Source organism: Sorangium sp. So ce590, assembly GCF_051521365.1.
GTDB lineage: Bacteria > Myxococcota_A > Polyangia > Polyangiales > Polyangiaceae > Sorangium.
This window is the reverse complement of the sequence record NZ_CP150346.1, coordinates 4,026,238-4,050,224: the sequence shown is the minus strand read 5'-3', so window position 1 is coordinate 4,050,224 and position 23,987 is coordinate 4,026,238. Positions and strand designations below refer to the sequence as shown.

The following is a 23,987-nucleotide window of genomic DNA, read 5'->3' as shown; positions in this document are numbered from 1 at the left end:
GCCCACCCGGCTCTCGCACGGACGGCGTGGCGTCGGTCACGATCGCTCCGTCCGGTCGCTCCGACCGGCGCTCGCGTGCGCCCGCCGGCGCGCCAGCGCGAGCGCCCCGGCGGCCGAGAGCGCGAGCCAGATCACGCTCCTGCCACCGGGCAGCGCGGCGGCGCCGACGTTCGCGGCGCCGGGCGCGCCGATCTTGCACCCGCACCCGGCCGGCTCCTCGACGGGCGGCGGCGCCGATCCCCCGCTGCCGGTGCCGGCGTCGCCGCCGCACTGACGGGAGCCGATGGTGAGCGCCGTCGCGCCCCAGAGGTCGGAGCAGGTCGAGGCCGCGTCGCTCTCCTTCGCGCACTCGATCGGACCGCAGAGCCCGTCGCGGTGCAGGAGGGCCTCGAAGCTCTCTCCCTCGTCGACGGAGCGACCGACGGTGAAGCCGTCGGCGAACTCGTCGCCGCAGGCGAAGAGCGCCGCGGCGGTCCAGGTCAGGCAGCGCGCGCCGACGTCCGAGATCTTCTCGAACTCGAGCGAGCTCGTGGGCGCGCGCAAGATCCCGTCCCGGGGGCCGCTCACGATCACGCTCGCTCCGTCCGGCGACAGCGCGAAGCCGAGGAGGTCGCCCTGGCTCTCGAAGACCGTGGTGAAGCTCTCGCCACCGTCGTGCGAGACGATCAGCGCGTCGCTCGGATCGCCGTCGAGCCGCACGTAGAGCGTATCGGGGTCGGCGGGATCGATCGCGCCGATGTACGGCAGGTGCATGTCGTCGCTCCCCGGGATGTCGAGCCGCTCCCAGGTCGCGCCGCGGTCGTCGGTCCGCTGCAGGGCCCCTGTGTACTCGGGCGCGCCGAAGCGGCCGCTCACGTAGACGCGATCGCGGTTCGACGGGGCTGCGTCGACCGTGTGGGCGAGGAAGTCCTCGGGCAGATCGGCGCCCGCCTTCGTCCAGCGGTTCGCGTTGTCGCCCGTCTCCCAGAGCTGGGTCAGGAACCGCCCTGCCCCGAGCCCCGTGCTGACGACGAGCACGGCCCGCGCGGGGTCCTCGCGATCGGCCGAGAGGTCGATGACGTAGCGGTCCAGCAGCTCGCCCTGGGCGAACGACCAGTCGCAGCCGCCGTTCTTCGATGCGCTGAGCCCGTCGAAGACCCCGGCGAGGATCGTCCCGTCGGCGAGGAAGGCCAGCATCGGGTCCTCGTTCCCGCCGAAGCCGACGACCGGCTCGCAGATCCAGCGCCACGTCTCGCCGCCGTCGTGCGTGGAGAGCAGGCCGTAGGTCGCGCGCACCATCAGGCGCGACGGATCGCTCGGGTGGCTCGCGATCAGGCCTGCGGCCGGGAAGCGCCCGTTGGCCGAGGCCGGCGCGGCGAGCGACGCGATCGCGAGCAGCGCCGCGGCGGAGAGGGCCAGGCGGCCGCGCCGCGGCGCGCTCGGCCTCGGGCGAGACGTCGCCTTTGCGAAGGTGTGCACGGGGCGGAAGCCTACTGCACCTCGAACGTGAATCCCGCCTCGTCGATGAGGGACGCGGCCAGGGCGCGGCATTCCACATCCCAGGCGCCCTGCATCGACAAGGGCACGTTGGCCACCTGGTACAGGCCGGGCTCGATCTCCACGCCGTCGTGCCCGGACCCGTGCCCCATCGAGAGCATCCTGGCGTACACGCGGAGCTTGATCCGCTTCACCGGGTTCCCCGAGTCGGTCCAGGTGAGCCGCACGTTGAAGGTGTTCGGGCCCCGCTTGATCGGCTCGGTCGATTGCACGGCGAACTCGATGCGCCCGTTGACGCCGACGTCCTGCCGGTCCCCGGGATCCGGCTCCCGGTCCGAGGATCCGCAGCCCTGGAGCAAGAGGACGGCGAGCGCCGCGAGCGCCGCGCGGCGGGCCCGCGCCCCGCGGCGCTCCCGAGATGACCTGGTGAGCAGCCGATCACGCGGTTCAATCATGTCGTCCCCACACGTAACGGAGGCCTGCCGACAGGGCGGCGAAGGCGCCCTCGCTGCGGCCGATCCCGGAGATCGGCACGTCCACCTGGAGGTTGCCGACGGCGGTCCAGCGCGCGTCGACGTCGTGGGCGAGCACCGCGAGCAGCGCCGTCCGCTCACGCGCTCCGCCCCGCGTGGGGCGGCCGCCGGCCACGCGCGGGTATCCCTCGCGCTCGTAGAGGCCGCCCACGCTGAGCGAGGTGCCGGAGGCCCACACGGGCCCCGCCGCGGCGAGGACCTGCAGGCGGCGCGCGGGCTGCACCTCCTCGCCGCCCGCGGCGTGGTAGCTCGTACGGACGCTGATCGACGCGGCGAGCAGCGCATGGACCGAGTCCCACGACTTCTCGAAGACCATCCCCGGCCGGAATTCGGCCACGCCGAGGCGGGTCGTGTCGGCGCCGTTCGCGCCGACGTCGATCGCGCTGGCGCCGCCCGTGTCCACGCCGGCAGCGCTGACGCCGACGGGCTCGAACACGGGGTCCTCGCCGTACCCGGTCGGGAGCGTGACGCCCAGCGTGAACGCGGCGGACGGGATCCACGGGGACATGGCGCCCTCGATCAGCGCGATGCGGCCTGCCGCGCTGATGTCTCCCACGTCGCCGCCGGATAGCGTGTCGTCGAGGCCCGCCCCGATCCAGGTGTGCCGCAGCGGGAGGGAGATGCCGAGCTGGAGGCGCTCTTTGATCCGCACCATCCACCCGACGTCGGCCCTCAGCTCGCGGTGGTAAACGCCCTCGCCGTAGGCGTCGAAGTCCCGCTCCGGCGTCCACGTCCCGAGCTGCTCGGTGAACCGGAGCGAGAAGCTCGCCGCGGCGCGCTCCGAGGGCGCGAGCCACTGGGCGATCCCGTGGCCCGCCCCGCAGCAGGCGGACGCGCGCGCGACACCCGGAGACGCCGCGAGCGAGAGGAGGATCGCGGCGCCGGCGAGGGCTCTGGGCAGCACGGACGCTGCTATAGGCGACGCGGCTCCCCGGTGACATGCGTCATGTTGTCGCGCGGGGAGGCGCCGTATCGCGGTCGGGTCGCCCCTTGCGGCGGGCCCCTCCGGCGCTCCGTCCGGCGCCGCGTGCTCCGCTCCGGCGCGCGGTGATCAGCTGGCGAGCGTCTGCCGGTAGACCTGGACGTAGCGGCGTGCGGGTCGGTCCCAGCCGAGGTCGAGGCGCATGATGCGGCGCTGGACGGCGGGCCAGCGGGGCGACGTCAGGGCCGCGAGGGCTCGCTGCACGCCGCCGAGCAGCGAGGTGGCCGTCGGCTTGTCGAACAGGAACCCCGTGCCCGTCTCCAGGGCGGCGTCGAGATCGACGATCGTGTCGACGAGGCCTCCGGTCCTGCACGCCACCGGGGCAGCGCCGTAGCGCTGCGCGTACAGCTGCACGAGGCCGCACGGCTCGAAGCGCGACGGCACGACCACGAGGTCGGCCGCGGCCATGAGCCGGTGCACGACGGCCTCGCTCACGCCGCCGAGGAACTTCGCCCGCTCGGGCGCCTTGGCCGCGGCGGCGGTGAGCTTCGCCATGAGCTCGGGGTCGCCCTCGCCGGCCACGACGACGCTGACGTCGCCCTTCAGGATCTTCGGCATGGCGTTCGCGAGCAGGTCGCTGCCCTTCTGCGCGACCACCCTGCCGATGGACACGAGCAGCGGGCGGTCCGGCCGGATCTCGAGCCCGATCTCCTGGAGGAGCGCGCTCTTGCAGCGGCCCTTGTTGCTCACGTCCTCGGCGTCGTAGCGCGCGATGATGGCCGGGTCGGTCATCGGGTTCCAGACGGCGTAGTCGATGCCGTTCACGATGCCGGTCAGCTGGTTCGCCCGGGTGCGGAGCACGCCGTCGAGCCGCTCGCCTTGCTTGGGCGTGAGGATCTCGTTCGCGTAGGTGGTCGAGACGGTGGTGAGCGCGTCCGCGGCCAGGATGCCGCCCTTCAGGAAGTTGAGCTGGCCGTAGAACTCGAGCCGGTCTGGCCGGAAGTGGTCGCCGTCGAGGCCGAGGTACGGGAGCGTGTCCTTCGGGAAGAGGCCCTGGTGGGCCACGTTGTGGAGGGTCAGCACGCTCCGGCCGGGCACGGGCGGCTGCTGGTGCCGGAGCAGGTACGCCACCATGGCGGTGGGCCAGTCGTGGGCGTGCACGATGTCGAACGGCGAGCCGGACCGTGCCCGCTGGCGGACGAGCTCCACGACGGCGCGGGAGAACAGCGAGAACCGGCGCGCGTTGTCCTCGTAGTCGCGCCCCTCCTCGCCGTAGATGCCGGGCCGATCGTGGAAGCCGGGCACGTCGAGGACGATGAGCTCCACGCCCGTGCTGAGCCGCCCGTCCAGGAGCGTCACCTGGATGGGCCCGCCCGGCGACACCTGCGGGTCGACCTCGAGCGGCATCGGGGTGAGGCGGCGCGCCATCATCAGCCCGCTCGAATCGAGGGCCCGGTAGCGCGGCAGCGCGATCGTCACCTTGTGGCCGAGCAGCCGGAGCGCCTTCGAGAGCGACGACACGACGTCAGCCAGCCCGCCGACCTTGACGATGGGCGCGATCTCGGAAGCAGCGAAGAGAATGTCCATGCGGGCGCGGTGTGTAGCACGAACCGGGGGGCGTACGGGGCGGCTTCCGCACACCCGGGCGGGAGGCTCGGGGGGAAGATCCCGGGACGGCTGCGGCCGTTCGGCGGGGGCGGGCGGCTCCGGCCCGAGCTCCGGTCGATCCGGAGCACGTTCATCCCGAGCGTGTGGCTGTCGCTCACGCAGCCGTGATGATGGACTGGCAATATCGAGCGGATCGACTCACGGCGTCACACCTTCACTGCCCGTCGCCGCAGAGGTGGCGCGGCATGCGCCATCTGGAGCAACTTTCCACCCACGCCGCATCCACCGCCGGGGACGTGCACGGCGGAGACACGCCGTCCCGGCCTGTGTATCTTTACCTCGTGAGCAGCACCCTTATCTTTCCCAGGCTCTCTTGGTACCTCGCGCTTCTCGCCACCGGCATCGCGGTGAGCTGCAGCGGCACGAACGACGGCGATCCATCGCCCCAGGGCTCCGGCTCCAGCGCCGTGAGCGGCAGCGGCGGCGCGGCCGGCGGCGTCGGCTCCACGGGCGGCGGCGAGGAGCCGATCTTCGTCGGCAGCGGCGGCGGCCTGATCGCCACGAGCGGAGGCGGCGGCGCCGGCGGCGCTTGCCAGCAGCTCGACATCGCGTTCGAGCCGCAGACGCCGACCGTGATGATCGTCGTCGATCGCTCCGGCAGCATGTACGACAGCGGCTTCTGGGTTCCGCTGCAGACGGCCGTGCTCAACGTCGTCGAGAGCCTGCAGGCGAAGGTGCGCTTCGGCTTCCTCACGTTCACGGGGGTCGCTCCGGCGCAGTGCCCGCTGCTCACCGGGACCGACGTCATCGCCCTCAACAGCCACGCCGACATCGCGGCCGCCTACGAGGAGGCCTCCACGAGGCCGGCTCAGAAGCTCGAGACGCCCACCGGCATGACGTTCAACGAGACGGTCATCCCCGATCTCGTCGCCTTCGGAGAGCCCGGCCCCAAGTACATCCTCTTCGTCACCGACGGCGAGCCCGATCGCTGCGACGACGGGCCCTCCGTGTGCGCGCGCGACGACGTGGTAGGCGCGGTGCAGTCCGCGTACACGCAGGGCATCGGGACGTTCGTCTTCGGCCTCGGCGACGGTGATTTCGCGGAGCACCTCCAGGATCTGGCGAACGCCGGCGTCGGCCAGCCGGTCCGGCGACCCCAGAACACCCAGCAGGCCTGCTTCACCGGCGCGGGCACGTACGCCGACGCCGGCGGCTCGGCGATGTACTACACGCCGGACCCGACCAACGCGACCGCCCTGGAGAACGAGCTCAACGCGGCCATCTCCGGCGCCAAGAGCTGCACGTTCGACCTCCAGGGCTCGATCGCGGTCGATCTCGCGCACGCGTCCGAAGGCCAGGTGCTCATCGACGGCACGCCCGTGCCCTACGACGCGCAGAACGGCTGGACCATGGAGAGCCCGACCCAGCTCGTGCTCACCGGCGACGCCTGCGCGCAGCTCAAGAGCGCGACGCAGGGGATCTCGTTCGACTTCCCCTGCGAGATCATCGACCCCCTGTGAGGCCCCTGTGAGCGGCGGGCCGGCGCGCCTTCCGCGGGCGCCGCGTCGAGGCGCCCGCGGGCGGCTTCCTTTTCCGCGCACCCGGCCGGCGCCTTTGCTAAAGCCCCACGGCAACCTCGACCCATGACCAGGATCAGCGCGCGGGAGCTCGCCGGCACGAGCGGCCCCTTCGGCCGCGGCACACAGGTGGTGCGGCCGGAGGAGGTGCCGGAAGGGTCGGTCGTCACCGTGCTCCGCGTGCCGCCCGAGTCGGCGGGCATGCGGCTCGACCGGTTCGTGCAGTCGCAGCTCAAGCGGACGAGCCGCACGCGCGCCGCCGAGATCGTCTCCCGCGGCGCCTACTCGCCCGAGGCGCGGCGCCTGCGCGGCAGCGATCGCGTCCGGCCGGAGCAGTGCATCCTCCTCTGGCGGGCGCCGTGGGACGAGCAGGCGCCCGACACGGCGATCCCGGTGCTCCACGAGGACGAAGCGCTGCTCGCCGTCAACAAGCCGCCGGGCCTGCCCGTGCACCCCACGGCGCGGTACCACAAGAGCACCGTCATCAAGATGATGGAGGCCGCGCGCCCCGGCGAGCGGCTGTTCCTGGCGCACCGGATCGACAGGGAGACGAGCGGCGTGCTCCTCCTCTGCCGAACGCCCGAGGCCGATCGGAGGGTGAAGGCGCAGTTCGAGGAGCGCACGGGCGTCCTCAAGCGCTACGTCGCGATCACCTGGGGCTGGCCCGAGCACGACGCCTTCCGGGTCGAGCTGCCGCTCGAGCTCGACACCGCGAGCCGCTACAAGGTGAAGATGCGGGTGGCGCCGCCGGGCCGCGGCCTCTCGTCGGCCACGGCGTGCGAGGTGCTGGGCCGCCGCGCCGACCCCCTCACCGGCCGGCGCTACGCGCTGATCCGCTGCACGCTCGAGACCGGCCGGCAGCACCAGATCCGGGTCCACCTCGCGACGAGCGGCCTGCCGCTCGTGGGCGACAAGCTCTACGGGCCGGACGAGGGCATGTTCGCGCGCGGCGCCGACGGCGAGCTCACCGACGAGGACCGCCGCGCGCTCGAGCTCGACCGCCACGCCCTCCACGCCGCGCTCCTGGAGCTCACGCACCCGGCGACGGGCGGACGCGTGAGCATCGAGGCGCCGCTCTCGGACGATCTGCGCTTCTTCTGGGACGCGCTCGACGCTTGATCCGCGCCCGAGGACGGGGCCGCCTCGCGGCCCGCCCCTCGTGGCCTCTGTGTGCGAGGCGACGCCGGCAGGCGCCATGGTCCCCGTGGGCGAGGTGGACGACGCCCCGCGGGCGAGGTCGAGACGCCCCGCGGGCGGCGCCCCCGCCGCGGCGGCCCCGCCGGCGGCGCGCGCGAGGGGCCGCGGATCTTGTACCGTCGCGCCGACTTACGTACGATGGCCCGGATGACGCGTGCGCGAGACGACCTCGAGGCGCTGCGGGATCCAGCGCTTTGGTCCACACCGCTCGAGGCCGAGAGCACGGCAGCCGGGCCGGTGGAGCCCGGTCCGGAAGAGACAACACAGGCCGCCGAGGCGCCCTCTCCAGGGGAGCTTCCCGGCGCGAACGGCGAGCGCCCCGACGCGGACGGGCCGCAGCGGGCGAGCTCGGAGCGGTCGGAGCCGGCCTCTTCCGCCGGCGTCGCGCCGTCCCAGGCCGACCCGCGCCCCCGGGGCGACGAGAGCCTGGATCGCGAGCGCTACGAGCGGTACGCGATGCCCGCGAGCGACCTCCCGGCGGCCAACGTGCAGGCCTTCCGCGGGGACGCGGGCGGGGTGCTCGCGATCGTCCGGCGCGCCGTGCAGTCCGTGACGCGCGATCCGGCGCGCCACCGGCGCCGGCTGCCGAAGTCCCGCTTCGACGCCATCCGCAGCCTGCCGGAGCTCGCGATGGCGCTCGACCATGCGGTGGCGCGCATGCAGCCCGAGAGCGCGCCGCCGCCCGAGGTGGCCGAGCGGCTCGACGTGCTCTACGAGGCGCTGCGCCCGACGCTCGCCGCGGCCGAGGTGTGCTTCCCGCGCGGGATCGTCCCGGAGACCTACGGCATCGTCCGGCGCGCGCTCGTCGCTGGAGATCCCGCGAGCGCGGCGGCCAGCATCACCAACCTCATCCTGGACCGGTGGAACCACGTGCAAGGCCGGATCTCCCTCACGAGGGACGAGGTGACCCGGGTGAACAGCACCGCGAAGTGGCTGCTCAGCAACACCCGCCCGACCGAGCGGCTCGACTCGCGCGACATCCGCGATCGGCTGTGGTCGCTCCTGCGTGAGCGCTACGAGCAGCTCCGCGTCATCGCCCAGGAGGTCTCCGGCGACGACTCGCGAGACTACGCCCCCGAGCGGCTCGCGGCCGACTAGCCCCGCGCGGCGCGGTGTACCGCCGCGCGCGCGTGATCTACGCTGCCGCCGTGCAGGAGATCCGCAAGACGGTCTGCAACCGCGACTGCCCCGACGCTTGCAGCATCGTGGCCACCGTGAAGGACGGCCGCGTCGTGCGCCTCGCCGGCGACCCGGACCACCCGGTCACGAGGGGCTTTCTCTGCTACCGGACGTCGCGCTTCCTGGAGACCCAGTATTCGCCCGAGCGCCTGACCACGCCGCTGCTCCGCAAGGGCGGCGAGCTCGTCCCGGTCTCCTGGGACGAAGCGCTCGACACCGCGGCCGAGCGGCTGCTCGCGATCCGGCGCGAGTCGGGCCCGGCCGCGATCTTCCATTACCGGAGCGGCGGCTCGCTCGGGATGCTCACGGGGCTCACCGACGCCTTCTTCGCGCGGTTCGGGCCGGTCACCGTCAAGCGCGGCGACATCTGCTCCGGCGCGGGCGACGCCGCGCAGCTCGCCGATTTCGGCGAGGAGGACAGCCACGACCTCGCCGACCTGAAGAACGCCCGGCAGATCCTCCTCTGGGGCAAGAACGTCTTCACGTCGAGCCCGCACACCCTGCCGGTGCTGCGCGAGGCGAGGGCGCGCGGCGCGGAGCTCGTGCTCGTCGATCCCGTGCACCACAGGACCGCCTCCCTGTGCGCGGCGTTCTACCAGCCGCGCCCGGGCGGCGACTTCGCGCTCGCCATGGCCGTCGCCCGCGTGCTCTTCGACGAGGGGTGGACCGATCCGCGCGCCGCGGACTACTGCGATCACCTCGACGCCTTCCGCGCGCTCGCGCGGGGCCGCTCCGTCGCGGCGTGGTGCGGCGAGGCCGACGTGCCCGAGGGCGCCGCGCTGGATCTCGCGCGCCGCCTCGCCGACAGGCCCGCGGCGATCCTCGTCGGCTGGGGCATGGGCCGGCGCACCACGGGCGGGGCGATCGTGCGCGCGCTCGACGCGCTCTCGGCGGTGAGCGGGAACCTCGGCATCCCCGGCGGCGGCGTCTCGTTCTATTTCAAGCGGCGCGGCGCGTTCGACCTCTCGCCGTTCGGGGGCGATCGCCCCGCGCCCCGCACCGTCTGCGAGCCGCTGTTCGGGCAGGAGGTGCTCCGGATGAGCGACCCGCCGATCCGCGCCGTCTGGGTGACCGCCGCCAACCCGGTCGCGATGCTGCCCGCGTCGGACGTCGTCGCGGAGGCGCTCGCGACGCGCGAGCTCGTCGTCGTCGCCGACGCCTTCCTCACGGACACGGCGCGGCTCGCCCACCTCGTGCTGCCCACGACGACGCTGCTCGAGGCGGACGACGTGCTCGGCGCCTACGGCCACCATTACCTCGGCGTCGCCACGCCCGTGGTCCCGCCCCCGGACGGGGTGAAGAGCGATCTCGAGATCATGCAGGCGCTCGCGCGGCGCGTGGGCCTCGGCGACGCGCTCGACGGCAGCGCCCGCGACTGGAAGCGGCGGGTCGCCGAGCCCAGGCTCGCGCCGTTCGGCATCCCCCTCGAGGCGCTGGAGCGCGGGCCGGTGCGCAATCCGCTGGCGCCGAAGGTGCTGTTCGAGGACCGCAAGTTCCCGACCCCGACCGGGCGGGTCAACCTCATCACCGAGGGGCCGGAGGAGCGCGCGGATCCCGACGCGCGCGAGCTCCCGCTGCTCCTCATGGCGCTGTCCACCGAGAAGTCCCAGTCGTCGCAGTGGGCAAGGCCCCAGCGAGGCCCCGCCGTCGTGACGGTCCACCCCGACGCGGCGAGCGGCGTGGCCGACGGCGGCCTCTGCCGGATCGTGTCGCGCGTCGGCGCGATGACGGTGCAGCTCCGCCACGATCCCGCGCAGCGCCGCGACGTCGCGCTCATCCCGAAGGGCGGCCACCTCCGCGACGGCCGCTGCGCCAACGCGCTGATCCGCGCCCGCACCACGGACATCGGCGAGGGCGGCGCGCTCTACGAGGAGCGGGTGCGCATCGAGCCGGACGAGGGCGGCTCCTGACCGGCGGCGCGCCGCGGCTCAGTCCTCCTGCGCAGGCGCCCGCATCGGCTCTCTCGGCGTGGTGCGCTTAGGGGGAGCCGCGGCCGAGCCCTCCACGGCGTCCCCGATCTCGCGCGCCGCGCCCTCGACGGTGCAATAGCACATCGCGTCAGGGAGGGAGTCCAGGCCGTGATCGCTCACCGTCGTGTGATCGAGCCGGAGGTCGCCGTACAGGGCGGAGTCGACCGGACCTGGCTGATGCCACGCCTCCAGCGTGCGATGCGCGTAGCGAAAGAACGCCGCCGAGAACGCGATGTTCCGGTCCTCGATGCGGATGATGGTGGCCGGGTTCAGGAAGGGCGCGGCGCCGTCGACGCCCAGCACGACCCCTGTGCCTCCGAGGAGCGCCGAGCGCCCGCCGAGGAGCGCGGACTCGTACCGTCCTTGCGCGTGCGCCGCGGATCCATCGAGCGTCCCGAGGAGCGCGCCGGCGATGCCAGCCAGCGCTCCGCGCGCTCCGGAGCGAAGGACGCGGGCGTGCGGGCTCGGCGGCAAGTCCGGCGCCAGCAGGGCTCGTGTCGCCGTGACCGCGGCGGCAGCGGTGCCCCGCTGTGGCAGGACGCGACGTGCGTGCGCCGGGAGACGTGCGCGCGACGGGACGTCCCTGGGCGCGACGGGACGTCCCTGGGCGCGACGGCGCGCATCGTCTTCGCCCCTCCCTCGCCTCCGGGGCTGCGCGCTGCTTGCGGCGGTGCCGGGGCTGGGGCCCTGGCGGGCGCACCGGCGCTCGACACTAGCGGCGCGCCGCCAGCGCCCCCAGGCCGAAGGCGATGGCGTCCTCGACGACGGCTGCGATCGGGGCGGGAATGCGCGTCTCGCGGTCCAGCCACACGCGGGCGCGATTCCCGACGAGCGCGCCGATGGCGGCCGCCGCTGCCCCGACCACGGCGCCTGCGAAGCGCATGTTCCTCCCGGGGCTTTGCGTGCCGACGGCGGCGCCCAGGAGCGCCCCGATCAGGAGCCGCGCGCCGAGCGGACCTCTCGCGAGGCGGCTCGGCGCGGAGGGCAGCTTGTCCATCAACAGCTCTCCGCCCGCGAGCACGCTGAGCGCGCGCTGCGCTCCGGGCGAGCGAAGCGTGCGCCAGAAGCTCCCGCGTTGCCCGCCGAACGCGCCGCGCCGGGCGCTGGCCGCGAGGATCCTGACGCCCAGCATGGAACGCATTCCTGTCACCATTCCGAGCCCTGCTGCCTGCCCCAGGAGAAGAATCTCCGAGTGGCGCGACTGCCGGGCGCTTCCCACAGCCCTTACCGTCTCCATGGTGGTCCCAGAAGCAACGCATATGCCCTGGTTGGTCTGGAGCGCGCGACGTACACTACGAGGGACAGCTCACCCGGCCCAGACCGGTCCGTCATGCCTGTGACACCCCTCACCACGCTGAAGACCGTCGACCTTGAGGAGGAGCGGCTGAAGCGCCTGAGCGCGCTCGGCCACTTTCTGGACAATGCGATCCGCATCCCTGGCGTCGGCTATCGGGTCGGTTACGACGCGCTGATCGGGTTGGTCCCGGGGGTCGGGGATCTCATCGGCTTTGGCCTTTCGATGTACATCGTGCTTTCGGCGGCGCGTTATCGTCTCCCCGTCTCGACGGTGCTTCGGATGATGCTCAACGTGGGTCTCGATACGTTGTTCGGCGCGGTTCCTTTGCTGGGCGACCTGTTCGACGCGGCCTACAAGGCGAACGTGCGCAACCTCGACCTCCTGCGGGCGCACCTCGTCGCGCGCGCGCAGAGCGGCGCCCGCCCCTCTGATCGAGGCTTCTACGCCGGCCTGGCCGCAGCGCTCGTGTCCCTCCTGGCGCTGGCCGCCCTCCTACTTTTCTCCCTGACCAGAGCGCTACAAGCCCTCCTCGCCCCCTAAACCCCCGCCCCCGTCGCCCCGCCCGTCCCCCCCGCCGTCCGAGCGGCGCGCGCCCGCACAGGAGACGGGCCCAGATCGGCGTTTTCGGCGCGCAGGCGTACTCAAAGTACGCCGAGCACCGAAAACGCCGAGGTGGGCCCGTATCCGCAGCGGGCGCGCACCGCTCAGTTGCGGGAGGAGGTGAAGAGGCGGAGGACGTACCAGAACAGCAGGGCGACGGACGCGAAGAGCTCGAGCGCGGCGCCGACGTACCGGTCCTCGGGGAAGTGGTGCAGGATGTTCGACGTGTCGTAGAGGATGGCGGCGCCGGCGAAGGCGACCATGGCGACGCTGAAGAACGTGCCGAGCTGGAAGCCGAACAAAAGACCGGCCCCGATGAGGACGAGCGCGCAGATGCCGCCCCAGCGCAGGAGACCGCCCAGGAACGAGAAATCCTTGCGGGTCACGAACGCGATCCCGGTGAGCCCGGCGAAGCCCGCCATCGTGGCGAGCGCGGCGCTCTGGATCGCGCCGGGCGCGACCATGTCCGCGATGTAGAGGAGCGGCACGAAGATGATCGCCTGGGCGACCACGTAGCCGCCGAGCGCGGCGTACTGCACCGGCTTCGACATCGACGTGTGCGCCGCGCGGCTGGCGAGCCAGCTCACGAGCATGAACGCTCCGAGCACCACCAGCCAGCTCGTGCCCATCATCGCCCTGGCGATGACCGAGGCGACGCCGGTCTTGAACAGCGCGACCTCGATCGCCGCGAAGAGCACGATCGCCCCGAACAGGTGATTGTACGTTCGCACGAGGAAGCGCTCGCGCGAATCCGCGGCGGCACGGAGCGCCGAAGAGCGGGTCCCGTATCCTGCGAAGTTCTGGTCCATGTTCCCTCTCTGGGTACGCCTCGGTTGTCGGCTCGTGGCTCCCCGGTTCCTGATTACCGACACTAGCACGCGGCATCCCCGCGGCGCTGCTGCCGGGCGAGGGCACGCCGCGCGAGGACGCGCATCGCCCTCACACCGCGAGCGGCGGCGCCGGTGCCCCGCCCCTCCACCGCTCGCCGGAGCCCAGGGAGCCGGGCTGCCTCTGCCCCACCGGTGCCGCTGGAGGCCGCCGCGGCTCGCGCGGTGCCCGTGGGGCGATGGTGGAAAAGCTGGCCTCGATCCCGTCGCCCGGTCGAGGTCTCCCTGGAAAGCCGACCTAGATCCCCTTGGGGATCTTGTCGAGGTCCACCTGGGAGAGCGCATGCCGGATCAGCGCGCTTCGGTTGGCCTTCGTCATGCCGCGCGCCTTGAGGGCGCTGACCATCTCATCCAGCCTCCCGAGATCCTCGGTGTACATCGAGATACAGATGACCTTGTAGTGCTGTGGTCTCTCGGGCGGCGGCGCAGCACCTGGCTCGGATGCAGCGCCGGTCGTCCGGGTCTTCGCGCGTGAACGCGGCGCTTCCGTGGGTGCATAGAACGCCCCGGACAGAACACCTTCCACCTCGTCGCGATCGAGCAGCGCCCGCGCGGCTCCCCCGAGATCGCCTTCGCTCTTCATTGCGTCCTCCAGCTCTCTGCCCGGTCGGGGCTCCGCGAGCGCGGGCCCTTCAGCCACGAGACCCGCTTGCCACAGGTCCCTTCATCCAGCGGGCCCCGCTGCCGCAGGTCCCTTCATCCAGGCGGGCCCCGCTGCCGCAGGTCCCTTCATCCAGCGGGCCCCGCTGCCGCGGGTCCCCTCATGCGCCGGCCGCCGCAGCGCCCGGCCGCTCTGCCGCCCCATCCGCCCGGTCGGTGCCCCACGATCCCGGATCGCGCACCGCCCCTGCCTCCGAGCCGGCCGCGCCGCGCTCGCGACTCTCGATGATGCGATCGACCACCGCCAGATAATCGTCGGCCGCCGGCGTCCCCGGCGCATACTCGAAGATCGTCTGCCCCTGCGCAGGCGCCTCCTTGACCTTGATCGCCTGCCGGATCGGCGCGAGGCAGCGCTCCCCGAAGTGCTGCTTCATCGTGCTGACCGCCTCGCGCGCGATCTTCGCGCGACCGTCGAAGAAGGTCGGCAGCACGCCCCAGATCTGCACCGGATGGTGCAGCAACGCGTTCACGTTCTTCACCGTCTTGATCACCTGCCGGACGCCGACCAGCGACAGGTAATCGCACGCGACCGGGACGAGCACGCTGTCGGCGAACACAAGCGCGTTCTGGTTCATCAGCGACAGGCTCGGCGAGCAGTCGAGCACCACGTAGTCGTAGTCGGCCGCAGCCGCGGAGAGGCGATCCGAGAGCACGCGATCCCGGTTCTGGCGCCCCGCCAGGTAGAGCTCGGCCGCGGCCAGGGTCTCGTTGGATGGGAGGAGATCCAGGTTCGGCCGCACCGCCCTCGTCGCGTCCGCGACCCGGAGCCCCATCACGAGCACGTGATAGAGCGAGCGCTCCGCGCCCGCGCCGAGCGAGACGGAGACGTTCCCCTGCGCGTCGGTGTCGACGAGCAGCACCCGCTTGTCGCGCGCCGCGAGCCCGGCCGCCACGCTCACGGCCGTCGTCGTCTTGCCCGTGCCGCCCTTGTGGTTGAACACGGCCAGATACCGGGGCATCCCGGCCGGGCGCTGCGGCGCCCGCTTCGCGCTCCCCGCCGGCGACACGGGCACCGCGACCGCCCCCTGCCCCCTGGGCTCCGCCGGGCGCGCAGCCGACGCGCCCGGCGCAACGGCCGACGCCGCTGCCTGCGCGCCAGCCCGCCCCGAACGCTCCGGGGACGCCGGCTCACTGGCCTCCGCGACGGCGCGGGAGCCGCTCCCCGACAACGGCACATCGCGGCGGGTCGACGGCAGCCCCTCGGCCGGCGCCGCGGCCGCCGCCGCGATGTCTCCGAGCCGCACCCCCTTCGCCTCGCGGACCAGCTGCGTCCGGCACCCGAGCGAGCACGCGTAGTGCCGCCGCCCGGCGACGTAGAGCACCTGCGACACGAGATCCGGAGGAAAGCGCTTCGCGCACGCGTCGCATGTGGCGAGCGAGACGCCGCTCTCCCCGCCGAGCTGGCTCTTCTCCAGGCATTTCTGCGAGCAGAAGAAGGAGAAGCCGCCGTCCTTCTCCTCCATCTGGTACCGGAACTGGACCTCGAATCCGGTCCCGCACACGCTGCACGTCTCGCTGATTCCGCCCACAGCTCGCTCCTTCGCGCCGCGCACAGCGCTTTGCCCAGGCGCAGCGTTGACCATCATCACAGTCAAGCAACAAAGGTCAACTTTTCTGCGAACGCGGCGCACCCTTCCAGCGCAAGGGGAGATCGCGCACCCCGGGGCGGGGCCGGGACCGAGGCGGGCCGATCGGGGCGGGGCCGGGGCGGGGCCGGGGCGGGCCGGCTCAGTGACGGAAGTGCCGGACTCCGGTGAACACCATCGCAACCCCCGCCGCGTCCGCCGCCGCGATGACCTCCGGGTCCCTCACGCTGCCTCCCGGCTGCGCGACCGCCGTGATCCCGTGCTCGGCGGCGAGCACCAGGCCGTCCGGGAACGGGAAGTAAGCGTCCGACGCGAGGACGCTCCCGCGAGCCCGCTCACCCGCCTTGCTGCAGGCGATGCGCACGCTCTCGACCCGCGACATCTGTCCGGCACCGACCCCGACCGTGCTCCCGGCCACCGTGAGCACAATCGCGTTTGATTTCACATGCTTGCAAACGCGCCAGCCGAGCTCGAGCGCGTCGATCTCCTGCGCCGTGGGCGCCCGCTTCGTCACGACCTTGCCGCCGCGCACCTCGCCCCCCGCGGTCGCGTCCCGATCCTGGACCACGAGGCCCCCGCCGACGCGCTTGAACGTCAGCTCCGGGTGATCCGCGGGCAGGAGCGCGCCGGTCGCGAGCACCCGGAGGTTCTTCTTCGTCCGGAGCACCTCCAGCGCCTCGGGGGCGTACGCAGGCGCGATCACGCACTCCAGGAACGTCTCGACAAGCACCTCCGCAGCCGCCCGGTCGACCTCGCGGTTCAGCGCGACGATCCCGCCAAAGGCGCTCACCGGGTCCGCCTCGCGCGCCGTCCGGTAGGCGGTCGCGAGATCGTTGCCGATCGCGACGCCGCACGGGTTCGTGTGCTTCACGACGACCGCGGCGGGCTGGGTGAGCTCACGCACCGCCTCGAACGCCGCGTCCACGTCGACGAGGTTGTTGAAGGAGAGCTCCTTGCCGCCCGCCCCCAGCGACTCGGCCAGCGCGAGCGACCCCGCGGCCGCGCCGCGCTCGCGGTAGAAGGCGCCCGACTGGTGCGGGTTCTCGCCGTACCGGAGCGGGTAGGCCCGCTCGAGGGCGAGCGTCAGGAAGCGCGGATAGGCCTCGCGCTCGTCGGCGTTCGGCTCGCCCTCCTCCGGCAGCGACGACAGGTAGCCGGACACCATCCCGTCGTAAGCCGCCGTATGCGCGAACGCCTTCGTGGCCAGCCGGCGGCGCGTGGCGCTCGACACCTCACCCGCCCTGTCGATCTCGGCGAGCACGGCGTCGTAGTCGGCCGGATCGACCACCACCGCCACGCGCGCGTGGTTCTTGGCCGCGCTCCGCACCATCGACGGCCCGCCGATATCGATGTTCTCGATGATCTCGGGGTGCGTGACCCCCGGCTTCCGGACCGTCGCCTCGAACGGATAGAGATTGCACACGACGAGATCGATCGGCTGGCCCCCGAGCCGCGCGAGATCGTCCTCGTCGATCGCGCCGCGCATCAGGATGCCGCCGTGCACCCGGGGATGGAGCGTCTTCACCCGGCCATCCATCACCTCGGGCGAGCCGGTATAGGCCTCCACGCCGACGACCGGCACGTTGGCGTCCTTGAGCGCCCGCTGCGTCCCCCCGGTCGAGAGGATCTCCACGCCCTTTTCCGCGAGCCGCCGGGCCAGCGGGAGCAGCCCCGTCTTGTCGGATACCGAGATCAATGCGCGTCGAATCATCGCGACGCCAGCTAGTGCGTCTCGGCGCGCGCCGCCAGCCTATCCGTCCGTCGCCGCGCTCCCGCCGCTCACGCGCCGGGCGGGGCGGCCGGCGTCGGCTCGCCGGCCGCGGCCGGCGGCGCCTTGACCGGCGCCTCCTCGGTCACGAGCTCGCCGTCCCGGTACTCCAGGATGCCCTTGGGCGGCCCGAAGATCGCGTAGGCGTCGGGCAGGACGAGCGCCTCGCGGAGCACGTCGTCCACGTGCTCCACGAGCACGAGCCGCAGCGACTTCAGCACACGCCGGGGCACGTCCCGCAGATCCTTCCGGTTCTCCTTCGGCAGGATCACGGTCGTGATGCCGCCGCGATGGGCGGCGAGCAGCTTCTCCTTGAGCCCGCCGATCGGCATCACCCGGCCGCGCAGGGTGATCTCGCCCGTCATCGCGAGATCCCGCCGGACGGGCACCTTCATCAGCGCGCTCACGAGCGCGGTCACCATGGTGACGCCGGCGCTGGGCCCGTCCTTCCTGACGAAATCGGGGAAGTGAATGTGGACGTCGACCTTCTGATAGACGTCCGCCTCGAGTCCGAGGCGATCCAGGCGCGAGCGCACGTAGCTCATCGCCGCGTGCCCGCTCTCCTCCATCCCCTTCTCGAGCAGCCCGGTGATGACGAGCTTGCCCTTGCCCGGGACCACCGTCGCCTCGGCCGGGAGCAGATCGCCGCCGACGTTGGTCACGGCCAGGCCGTTCACGAGGCCGACCTCGTCGCGCTCCTCGCGCCTGCCGAGCCGGAACTTCGGCACGCCGAGGTACTTCGGGATGCTCTTCGCGACGACCTCGATCGGCTTGTCCTTGCCGTCCGACACGACCTTCCGGGCCACCTTGCGGCACACGCTCGCGATCTCGCGCTCCAGCGAGCGCACGCCGCTCTCCTTCGTGTAGTGGTGGATGATCGTCCGGAGCGCCCCCTCGGTGAAGTCGAGCGACACGTCCTCGAGGCCGCACTCCTTCCGCTGCCGGGGCACGAGGTACTTCACCGCGATGTTCAGCTTCTCGAACTCCGTGTAACCCGAGAGCTGAATGACCTCCATGCGGTCCTGGAGAGGCACCGGGATGCCGGACAGCGTGTTCGCCGTCGTGATGAACATCACGTCGGAGAGGTCGTAATCGAGATCCAGATAGTGATCGTTGAAGGTGTGGTTCTGCTCCGGATCGAGCACCTCGAGCAGCGCCGCCGCCGGATCCCCGCGGAAGTCGGTCGACATCTTGTCGACCTCGTCGAGCAGGAAAACGGGGTTGTTCGTCCCGACCTTCTTGAGCGACTGGATCAGCTTGCCAGGCAGCGCGCCGATGTACGTCCGCCGGTGGCCGCGGATCTCCGCCTCGTCGCGCACGCCGCCGAGCGACAGCCGCACGAACTTGCGCCCCGTCGCGCGCGCGATCGACTTCGCCAGGCTCGTCTTGCCGACGCCGGGCGGGCCCACGAAGCAGAGCACCGGCCCCTTGAGCTTCTTCGTCAGCGCCTGGACCGCCAGGTACTCGAGGATCCGCTCCTTGATCTTCTTCAGGCCGTAATGGTCCTCATCGAGGATCCGCTCGGCCTCGACGAGGTCATAGCGCTCCTCGCTCTTGTCGTACCAGGGGAGCTCCAGGATCCAGTCGATGTAGTTGCGCACCACGGTCGCCTCGGCGCTCGTGGGGTGCATCATCTTGAGCTTCTTGAGCTCCTTCTTGACCTTGGCGGCGGCCTCCTTGCTCATCCGCTTGGTCTTGAGGGCCTCCTCGATCTCCTGGATCTCGTTCTTGAACTCGTCGCGCTCGCCGCCGCCCAGCTCCTTCTGGATGGCCTGCATCTGCTCGTTGAGGTAGTATTCCTTCTGCGTCTTCTCCATCTGCTTCTTGACGCGACTCCGGATCTTCTTCTCCACCTGGAGAATCTCGATCTCGGACTGCATCAGCTCGATGAGACGCTCGAGCCGCTTCTGCGGCTCCTCCATCTCGAGCAGCGCCTGCCGGTCCGTCAGCTTGATGGTCGGCAGGTTGGCGATGATGGTGTCGGCGAGCCTCGAGGCCTCGTCGATCGCCTGCACCGCCATCAGGACCTCGGGCTGGATCTTCTTGTTGAGCTTGACGTACATCTCGAACGTCGACTGGACCGAGCGCATCAGCGCCTCGACCTCGACGCTCGCGACCGAGCTCTCGACGATCTCGTCGTACTCGATCAGAAAGTACGCATCGCTCTGGACGTAGCGGCGGATGCGCGCCCGGCGCTTGCCCTCGATGAGGACCTTGACCGTCCCGTCCGGCAGGCGGAGCAGCTGCATGATCGCGCCGACCGAGCCGACGCCGAAGATGTCGTCCGGCGTCGGGTCGTTCGTCTTCGCGTTCCGCTGCGCGGCCAGGAAGATCTCCTTGCCGCGGTTCATCGCCTCGTCGAGCGCGGCGATGCTGCGCTCACGCCCGACGAACAGCTGTGAGACCATGTGTGGAAAGACGATGATGTCGCGTAGCGGGAGCAACGGGACGATCCCGCGCTCGGGTGCGTTCTTGCCGCGATCACTGTCGTTCTTGAAGAACATCCGCCGTCTTTCCGGGAGTATCGGGAGGCCGGGGCAGCCCCCACCTCGGTTGTCACACGTGGCTTGATCTACTGCTGAATTTCCACCGGAGCCGCGCGCGTCCCCCCGGGGACGCGCGCGATGCCGGATCATCGAGGGGGGCGATCCAGGCGATCGAGGCGAGGGCGCGCCGCACGCGCGCCTTCCACCAGGGCGCGCGCTCGCGCCGCGCGCCCTGGCCCACGAACCCCCTCGGGGCGAGCGCTACGCGAGCTCCGCCTCCTTCGTGTACACGATGAGCGGCGCCTCGTGCTTGACGATCACGTCCTCGCTGACGACGACCTCCTTGATCCCCGTGCGGGACGGGACGTCGTACATGATGTCGAGCATCGCCGACTCGAGGATCGCGCGCAGGCCGCGGGCGCCGCTGTTCCTCTCGAGGGCCTGGCGGGCCACCGCGACGAGCGCGCCCCGGGTGAACTTGAGCTTCACCCCGTCCATCTCGAAGAGCTTCTGGTACTGCTTGACCAGGCTGTTCTTCGGCTTCGTGAGGATGTCGATCAGCGCCTCCTCGTTGAGCTCGTGCAGCGTCGCGATGATCGGAAGGCGGCCGATGAACTCGGGGATGAGCCCGAACTTGAGGAGGTCCTCCGGCTGGACGACGCTGAGCAGATCGCCCAGCTTGAAGTCCTTCTTCGCCTTGATCTCTGCGCCGAAGCCGAGCGTGTTCTGGCCGATGCGCCGCTGGATGATCTGGTCCAGGCCGACGAACGCACCGCCGCAGATGAACAGGATGTTCGTCGTGTCGACCTGGAGGAAGTCCTGCTGCGGGTGCTTGCGTCCGCCCTTCGGGGGGACGTTGGCGATCGTCCCCTCGATGATCTTGAGCAGCGCCTGCTGCACGCCCTCGCCGGAGACGTCGCGCGTGATGCTCGGGTTGTCGCTCTTCCGGCTGATCTTGTCGATCTCGTCGATGTAGACGATGCCGCGCTGCGCGCGCTCGACGTCGTGATCCGCGTTCTGGAGGAGCTGGACGATGATGTTCTCGACGTCCTCGCCCACGTAGCCGGCCTCGGTCAGCGTCGTCGCGTCCGCGATCGCGAACGGGACGTTGATGATCTTGGCGAGCGTCTGCGCGAGCAGCGTCTTGCCGGAGCCCGTCGGGCCCAGCAGGAGGATGTTCGACTTGGACAGCTCCACGTCGTCCGAGGCGACCCGGCTGTCGATGCGCTTGTAGTGGTTGTGAACCGCTACAGCGAGGATCTTCTTGGCGCGGTGCTGGCCGACGACGTACTCATCCAGCGTTGCTTTGATGTCGGCGGGCTTGGGAACCGGGGTCGACCCCGCGTACGGCTCGTCCTTCTCGACCTCCTCCGCGATGATGTCATTGCAGAGCCCGATGCACTCATCACAGATGTACACCGTGGGGCCCGCGATGAGCTTCTTCACCTCTTTCTGCGATTTACCGCAGAAAGAGCAGCTTAAATTGCCATTCGAGTGATCGTCCCGCCTTCGCTCCACTTCGACCCTCAGTGCGGCCTGCCGACGCGTCCGCTTCGATGAGAGGTAGGGTCCCGCCGCGGCGGCCCCTCCAACTTGGGACGGGAACGGCTTCCACCGTTCCCTGTATTTTCAGCGATGCGCAGCCAAACGCCGCGCCCGGATTCTAGTCCGGTGCCCGTACCGTCGCAAGCTAACGGGGGTGGTCTCCAGCCTGTGGCCGAAGTCAGGGAATCGCCCGATGGCGCCGCGGCGCGAGCGCTCGATGAGGCTGCGCGCCGCCGGCCGACGCCGCTCGCGCCGGCCCTCCGCCAGGGCACGCCCGCCGGACGAGGGGGCGCTGGCACCTACTTGTTCCGCTTCGGGAAGACCTCGTCGATGAGGCCATACTCCTTGGCCTGCGTCGCGCTCAGGTAGAAGTCGCGCTCGATGTCCTTCGCCAGCTCGTCCCGGTTCTTGCCGGTCGCGTCGACGAGGATGTCGATCAGCGTCTCCTTGATCTTCTTGATCTCGCGCGCCTGGATCTCGATGTCCGTCGCCTGACCGCGCGCGCCGCCGAGCGGCTGGTGGATCATCATCCGGGCGTGCGGCAGCGCGAAGCGCCGGCCCTTGCGACCCGCGCCGAGCAGCACCGCGCCCATCGACGCGGCCTGGCCGATGCACATCGTCGACACGGGGCACCGCACGTACTGCATCGTGTCGTACATGGCGAGCCCCGACGTCACCACGCCGCCCGGGCTGTTGATGTAGACCTGGATCTCCTTCTCGGGATCCTCGCTCTCCAGGAAGAGGAACTGCGCGATCACGGCGTTCGCGACGAAGTCGTCGATCTCCGTGCCGATGAAGACGATGCGATCCTTGAGGAGGCGGCTGAAGATGTTCCACTCCCGCTCGCCGCGGTGGGTCACTTCCGTGACCGTCGGGAGGATGTAGGCCTTCTCGCGTTCGAGAAACTCGATGGCTTGGGTGCGGGTTTCGACTCGTCGGGTCATCCGGTGCTCCGGGGGGTTTCCTGCCGCGCGGCAGGGGTTCTACTCCTGGGCCAGACTGCGTCCGATCGCAAGACCGAACGCGCCCGAGGTTACCGGAAATATCGGCCGCTCGTTGACTTCCGCGCAATCCGCGCCTCGGCGCCCCCGCGCTCCGCACGGATTGCGCGGGACACGCGGAGCGCCGGCGCGCCGCCGGTTGGCACGCGCGACGCACGCTCGACGCACGTGATGTGGCTCGATGAGGGCGCCGCGCGGCGACGCGCGACACGACCCGGACGAACTGCGCCGCCGGAGCCGATCCGGCGGCGCGGCGCCGCGGCTAGCTCGCGTCCGTGACCTTCGCGGCGGCCTCGATGATGTCGAGGATCTTGTCCTCGAGGATCATCCCGGCGAAGAGCTCGCGCTTCTGGGGCTCGCGGTACTCCGCCTTGATCTTCGCGACGTTCTTGCCGCTCTGCTCGGCGAGCTCCTGGTAGCCCTTCTCGAGATCGGCCTCGGTGATCCTGACCGCCTTCGCCTTCGCGATCTCGGCCATGGCCAGGCCCGCGCGCACCTTCATCTCGGCGTCGAGCCGCACGCGGGCGCGGAACTCCGGCGTCGGATCGACGCGCTGCCCCTGCCGCCGGGCCGTCGCGAGCAGCTCGCGCTCGGCGAGCTGCGCCTGCTGATCGACGAGCGACGGCGGGACCGGGATCGGGTTCGCCTTGCAGAGCTCGATCACGAGCTGCTCGGCGACCGCGTCGCTCGCGCGCTGGGTCAGCTCCTTCTCGATCTTCTTGCGGACCGACTCGCGGAGCGCGGTCAGGCTCTCCTCGCCGCAGTCCTTCGCGAACTCGTCGTCGACCTCCGGGAAGATGCGCTCGCGCAGGTCCTTCAGCGTGATGTGGAAGAGCGCCTGCTTGCCCCGCAGATCCGCGTTCGAGTGCTGCTCGGAGAACGTGACCGGGACGTCCTTCGACTGGCCGGGCGTCATCCCGAGGAGCGCGTCCTCGATCTCCTTGAAGATCTGGCCGCTGCCGAGCTCGGTCTCGATCTCCTGCTGCTTCGCGTCGCGGAGGGCGCCGGCGACCTCGAGGGTGAACGAGAGCGTCGCCATGTCCCCCTTGGCGCCCGGGCGCTCCGGCTCCGGCGCCTGCAGCGTCGAGTGCTCGCGCCGAAGGGCGGTGAGCTCGGCGTCGATCATCTCCTCCGTCGGCGTGGTCGAGGGGCGCTTCACCTCGAAGCCCTCCCACGTCACCTCGGCGATGTCGGGGCGGACCTCGAAGCGGGCCTTGTAGGAGAACGCGTCGTCGGGGCGCAGCTCGGCGGGCGCGATCGCGGGCTGGGACAGGGGCTGCACCTGCTTGTCGGCGAGCGCCTGGTTCAGCGTGGAGTCGACGAGCCGCTGGGCGACATCGGCGTGGATGCGGCCGCCGTAGAGGTGCGCGAGCACCTGGCGCGGCGCCTTGCCAGGCCGGTAGCCCCGGACCCGGGCCGTCCGCTGGAGCGCCGAATAGGCCTTGTCGACCTCGCTCCGGACCCGGTCCGCGGGGACCTCCACCTGAAACTCCATCAGCACGGGAGAAAGCTTTTCGACGTTGACTTGCATGGCGTTTTTTTCGAAGGGCGGCACTCGTGCCACGCGTCGCTGGGGGGGTCAAGACGACCGACAGGACGCTGCTTTAAAAAAAGGAGCCCCGGCGGAGAGGCGGCCGCCGAGGCTCGGGGATCCCGGGAGGGATCGTGCAAGCTGATGGGCTGCGCGGCGCCCGC

General features: G+C 71.3%; 20 protein-coding genes. 6 read left to right on the top strand and 14 right to left on the bottom strand.

Annotation, left to right across the window (positions count from 1 at the left end):
* Window positions 1-36: 36 nt before the first annotated feature.
* The 4 genes from WMF28_RS15275 to glgA all read right to left on the bottom strand — a co-directional run bounded on the left by WMF28_RS15275 (window position 37) and on the right by glgA (window position 4,518).
* Window positions 37-1,458 carry a WD40/YVTN/BNR-like repeat-containing protein gene (locus WMF28_RS15275; RefSeq protein WP_437602969.1) on the bottom strand — a complete coding sequence of 474 codons (1,422 nt, stop codon included), beginning with the start codon at window positions 1,456-1,458 and terminating at the stop codon, window positions 37-39.
* Window positions 1,459-1,469: 11 nt separating this feature from the next.
* Window positions 1,470-1,931: a FixH family protein gene (locus WMF28_RS15270; protein ID WP_437602968.1), complete on the bottom strand. Its 462-nt coding sequence runs from the start codon at window positions 1,929-1,931 to the stop codon at window positions 1,470-1,472.
* The gene (locus WMF28_RS15265; RefSeq protein WP_437602967.1) at window positions 1,924-2,913 is read right to left on the bottom strand and encodes a hypothetical protein; all 990 of its coding nucleotides are present in this window, start codon (window positions 2,911-2,913) and stop codon (window positions 1,924-1,926) included. The genes WMF28_RS15270 and WMF28_RS15265 overlap by 8 nt, the downstream gene beginning before the upstream one ends.
* Window positions 2,914-3,060: 147 nt before the next feature.
* Window positions 3,061-4,518, bottom strand: a complete 1,458-nt coding sequence (gene glgA / locus WMF28_RS15260) for a glycogen synthase GlgA (RefSeq protein WP_437602966.1) — start codon at window positions 4,516-4,518, stop codon at window positions 3,061-3,063.
* Between the two features lie 9 nt (window positions 4,519-4,527).
* Here glgA and WMF28_RS15255 point away from each other — a divergent pair, with 9 nt between their 5' ends.
* The 5 genes from WMF28_RS15255 to WMF28_RS15235 all read left to right on the top strand — a co-directional run bounded on the left by WMF28_RS15255 (window position 4,528) and on the right by WMF28_RS15235 (window position 10,402).
* The gene (locus WMF28_RS15255; RefSeq protein WP_437602965.1) at window positions 4,528-4,707 is read left to right on the top strand and encodes a hypothetical protein; all 180 of its coding nucleotides are present in this window, start codon (window positions 4,528-4,530) and stop codon (window positions 4,705-4,707) included.
* 173 nt (window positions 4,708-4,880) lie between these two features.
* Window positions 4,881-6,059 (top strand): vWA domain-containing protein, encoded by a 1,179-nt coding sequence (locus WMF28_RS15250; RefSeq protein ID WP_437602964.1) that lies wholly within the window; start codon window positions 4,881-4,883, stop codon window positions 6,057-6,059.
* Between the two features lie 123 nt (window positions 6,060-6,182).
* Complete coding sequence (locus tag WMF28_RS15245) at window positions 6,183-7,235, top strand: RluA family pseudouridine synthase (protein WP_437602963.1); 1,053 nt, start codon at window positions 6,183-6,185, stop codon at window positions 7,233-7,235.
* Between the two features lie 225 nt (window positions 7,236-7,460).
* The gene (locus WMF28_RS15240; RefSeq protein ID WP_437602962.1) at window positions 7,461-8,411 is read left to right on the top strand and encodes a hypothetical protein; all 951 of its coding nucleotides are present in this window, start codon (window positions 7,461-7,463) and stop codon (window positions 8,409-8,411) included.
* A gap of 32 nt (window positions 8,412-8,443) precedes the next feature.
* On the top strand, window positions 8,444-10,402 hold the full coding sequence (locus tag WMF28_RS15235) for a molybdopterin-containing oxidoreductase family protein (protein WP_437602961.1): 1,959 nt from the start codon (window positions 8,444-8,446) through the stop codon (window positions 10,400-10,402).
* Between the two features lie 18 nt (window positions 10,403-10,420).
* On the opposite strand, the gene WMF28_RS15230 is transcribed toward WMF28_RS15235, so the two are convergent.
* Both WMF28_RS15230 and WMF28_RS15225 read right to left on the bottom strand, forming a co-directional pair.
* Complete coding sequence (locus tag WMF28_RS15230) at window positions 10,421-10,936, bottom strand: hypothetical protein (protein ID WP_437602960.1); 516 nt, start codon at window positions 10,934-10,936, stop codon at window positions 10,421-10,423.
* A gap of 238 nt (window positions 10,937-11,174) precedes the next feature.
* A complete protein-coding gene (locus tag WMF28_RS15225) occupies window positions 11,175-11,699 on the bottom strand; it encodes a DUF4126 family protein (protein ID WP_437602959.1) in 525 nt (174 codons plus the stop codon).
* A gap of 93 nt (window positions 11,700-11,792) precedes the next feature.
* Here WMF28_RS15225 and WMF28_RS15220 point away from each other — a divergent pair, with 93 nt between their 5' ends.
* Window positions 11,793-12,299 carry a DUF4112 domain-containing protein gene (locus WMF28_RS15220; protein WP_437602958.1) on the top strand — a complete coding sequence of 169 codons (507 nt, stop codon included), beginning with the start codon at window positions 11,793-11,795 and terminating at the stop codon, window positions 12,297-12,299.
* 164 nt (window positions 12,300-12,463) lie between these two features.
* On the opposite strand, the gene WMF28_RS15215 is transcribed toward WMF28_RS15220, so the two are convergent.
* The 8 genes from WMF28_RS15215 to tig all read right to left on the bottom strand — a co-directional run bounded on the left by WMF28_RS15215 (window position 12,464) and on the right by tig (window position 23,823).
* Window positions 12,464-13,168, bottom strand: coding sequence for a Bax inhibitor-1/YccA family protein (locus tag WMF28_RS15215; RefSeq protein ID WP_437602957.1), 705 nt, complete (start codon window positions 13,166-13,168; stop codon window positions 12,464-12,466).
* 316 nt (window positions 13,169-13,484) lie between these two features.
* Window positions 13,485-13,829, bottom strand: a complete 345-nt coding sequence (locus tag WMF28_RS15210; RefSeq protein ID WP_437602956.1) for a hypothetical protein — start codon at window positions 13,827-13,829, stop codon at window positions 13,485-13,487.
* A gap of 178 nt (window positions 13,830-14,007) precedes the next feature.
* The gene (locus WMF28_RS15205) at window positions 14,008-15,435 is read right to left on the bottom strand and encodes a ParA family protein (RefSeq protein ID WP_437602955.1); all 1,428 of its coding nucleotides are present in this window, start codon (window positions 15,433-15,435) and stop codon (window positions 14,008-14,010) included.
* 199 nt (window positions 15,436-15,634) lie between these two features.
* Complete coding sequence (purH, locus tag WMF28_RS15200; RefSeq protein WP_437602954.1) at window positions 15,635-17,203, bottom strand: bifunctional phosphoribosylaminoimidazolecarboxamide formyltransferase/IMP cyclohydrolase; 1,569 nt, start codon at window positions 17,201-17,203, stop codon at window positions 15,635-15,637.
* Window positions 17,204-17,271: 68 nt separating this feature from the next.
* Complete coding sequence (gene lon, locus WMF28_RS15195; RefSeq protein WP_437602953.1) at window positions 17,272-19,764, bottom strand: endopeptidase La; 2,493 nt, start codon at window positions 19,762-19,764, stop codon at window positions 17,272-17,274.
* A gap of 243 nt (window positions 19,765-20,007) precedes the next feature.
* The gene (gene clpX / locus WMF28_RS15190) at window positions 20,008-21,264 is read right to left on the bottom strand and encodes an ATP-dependent Clp protease ATP-binding subunit ClpX (RefSeq protein ID WP_437602952.1); all 1,257 of its coding nucleotides are present in this window, start codon (window positions 21,262-21,264) and stop codon (window positions 20,008-20,010) included.
* Window positions 21,265-21,590: 326 nt separating this feature from the next.
* Window positions 21,591-22,235, bottom strand: coding sequence for an ATP-dependent Clp protease proteolytic subunit (locus tag WMF28_RS15185; RefSeq protein WP_012235778.1), 645 nt, complete (start codon window positions 22,233-22,235; stop codon window positions 21,591-21,593).
* 319 nt (window positions 22,236-22,554) lie between these two features.
* Complete coding sequence (tig, locus tag WMF28_RS15180; RefSeq protein WP_437602951.1) at window positions 22,555-23,823, bottom strand: trigger factor; 1,269 nt, start codon at window positions 23,821-23,823, stop codon at window positions 22,555-22,557.
* Window positions 23,824-23,987: the final 164 nt, after the last annotated feature.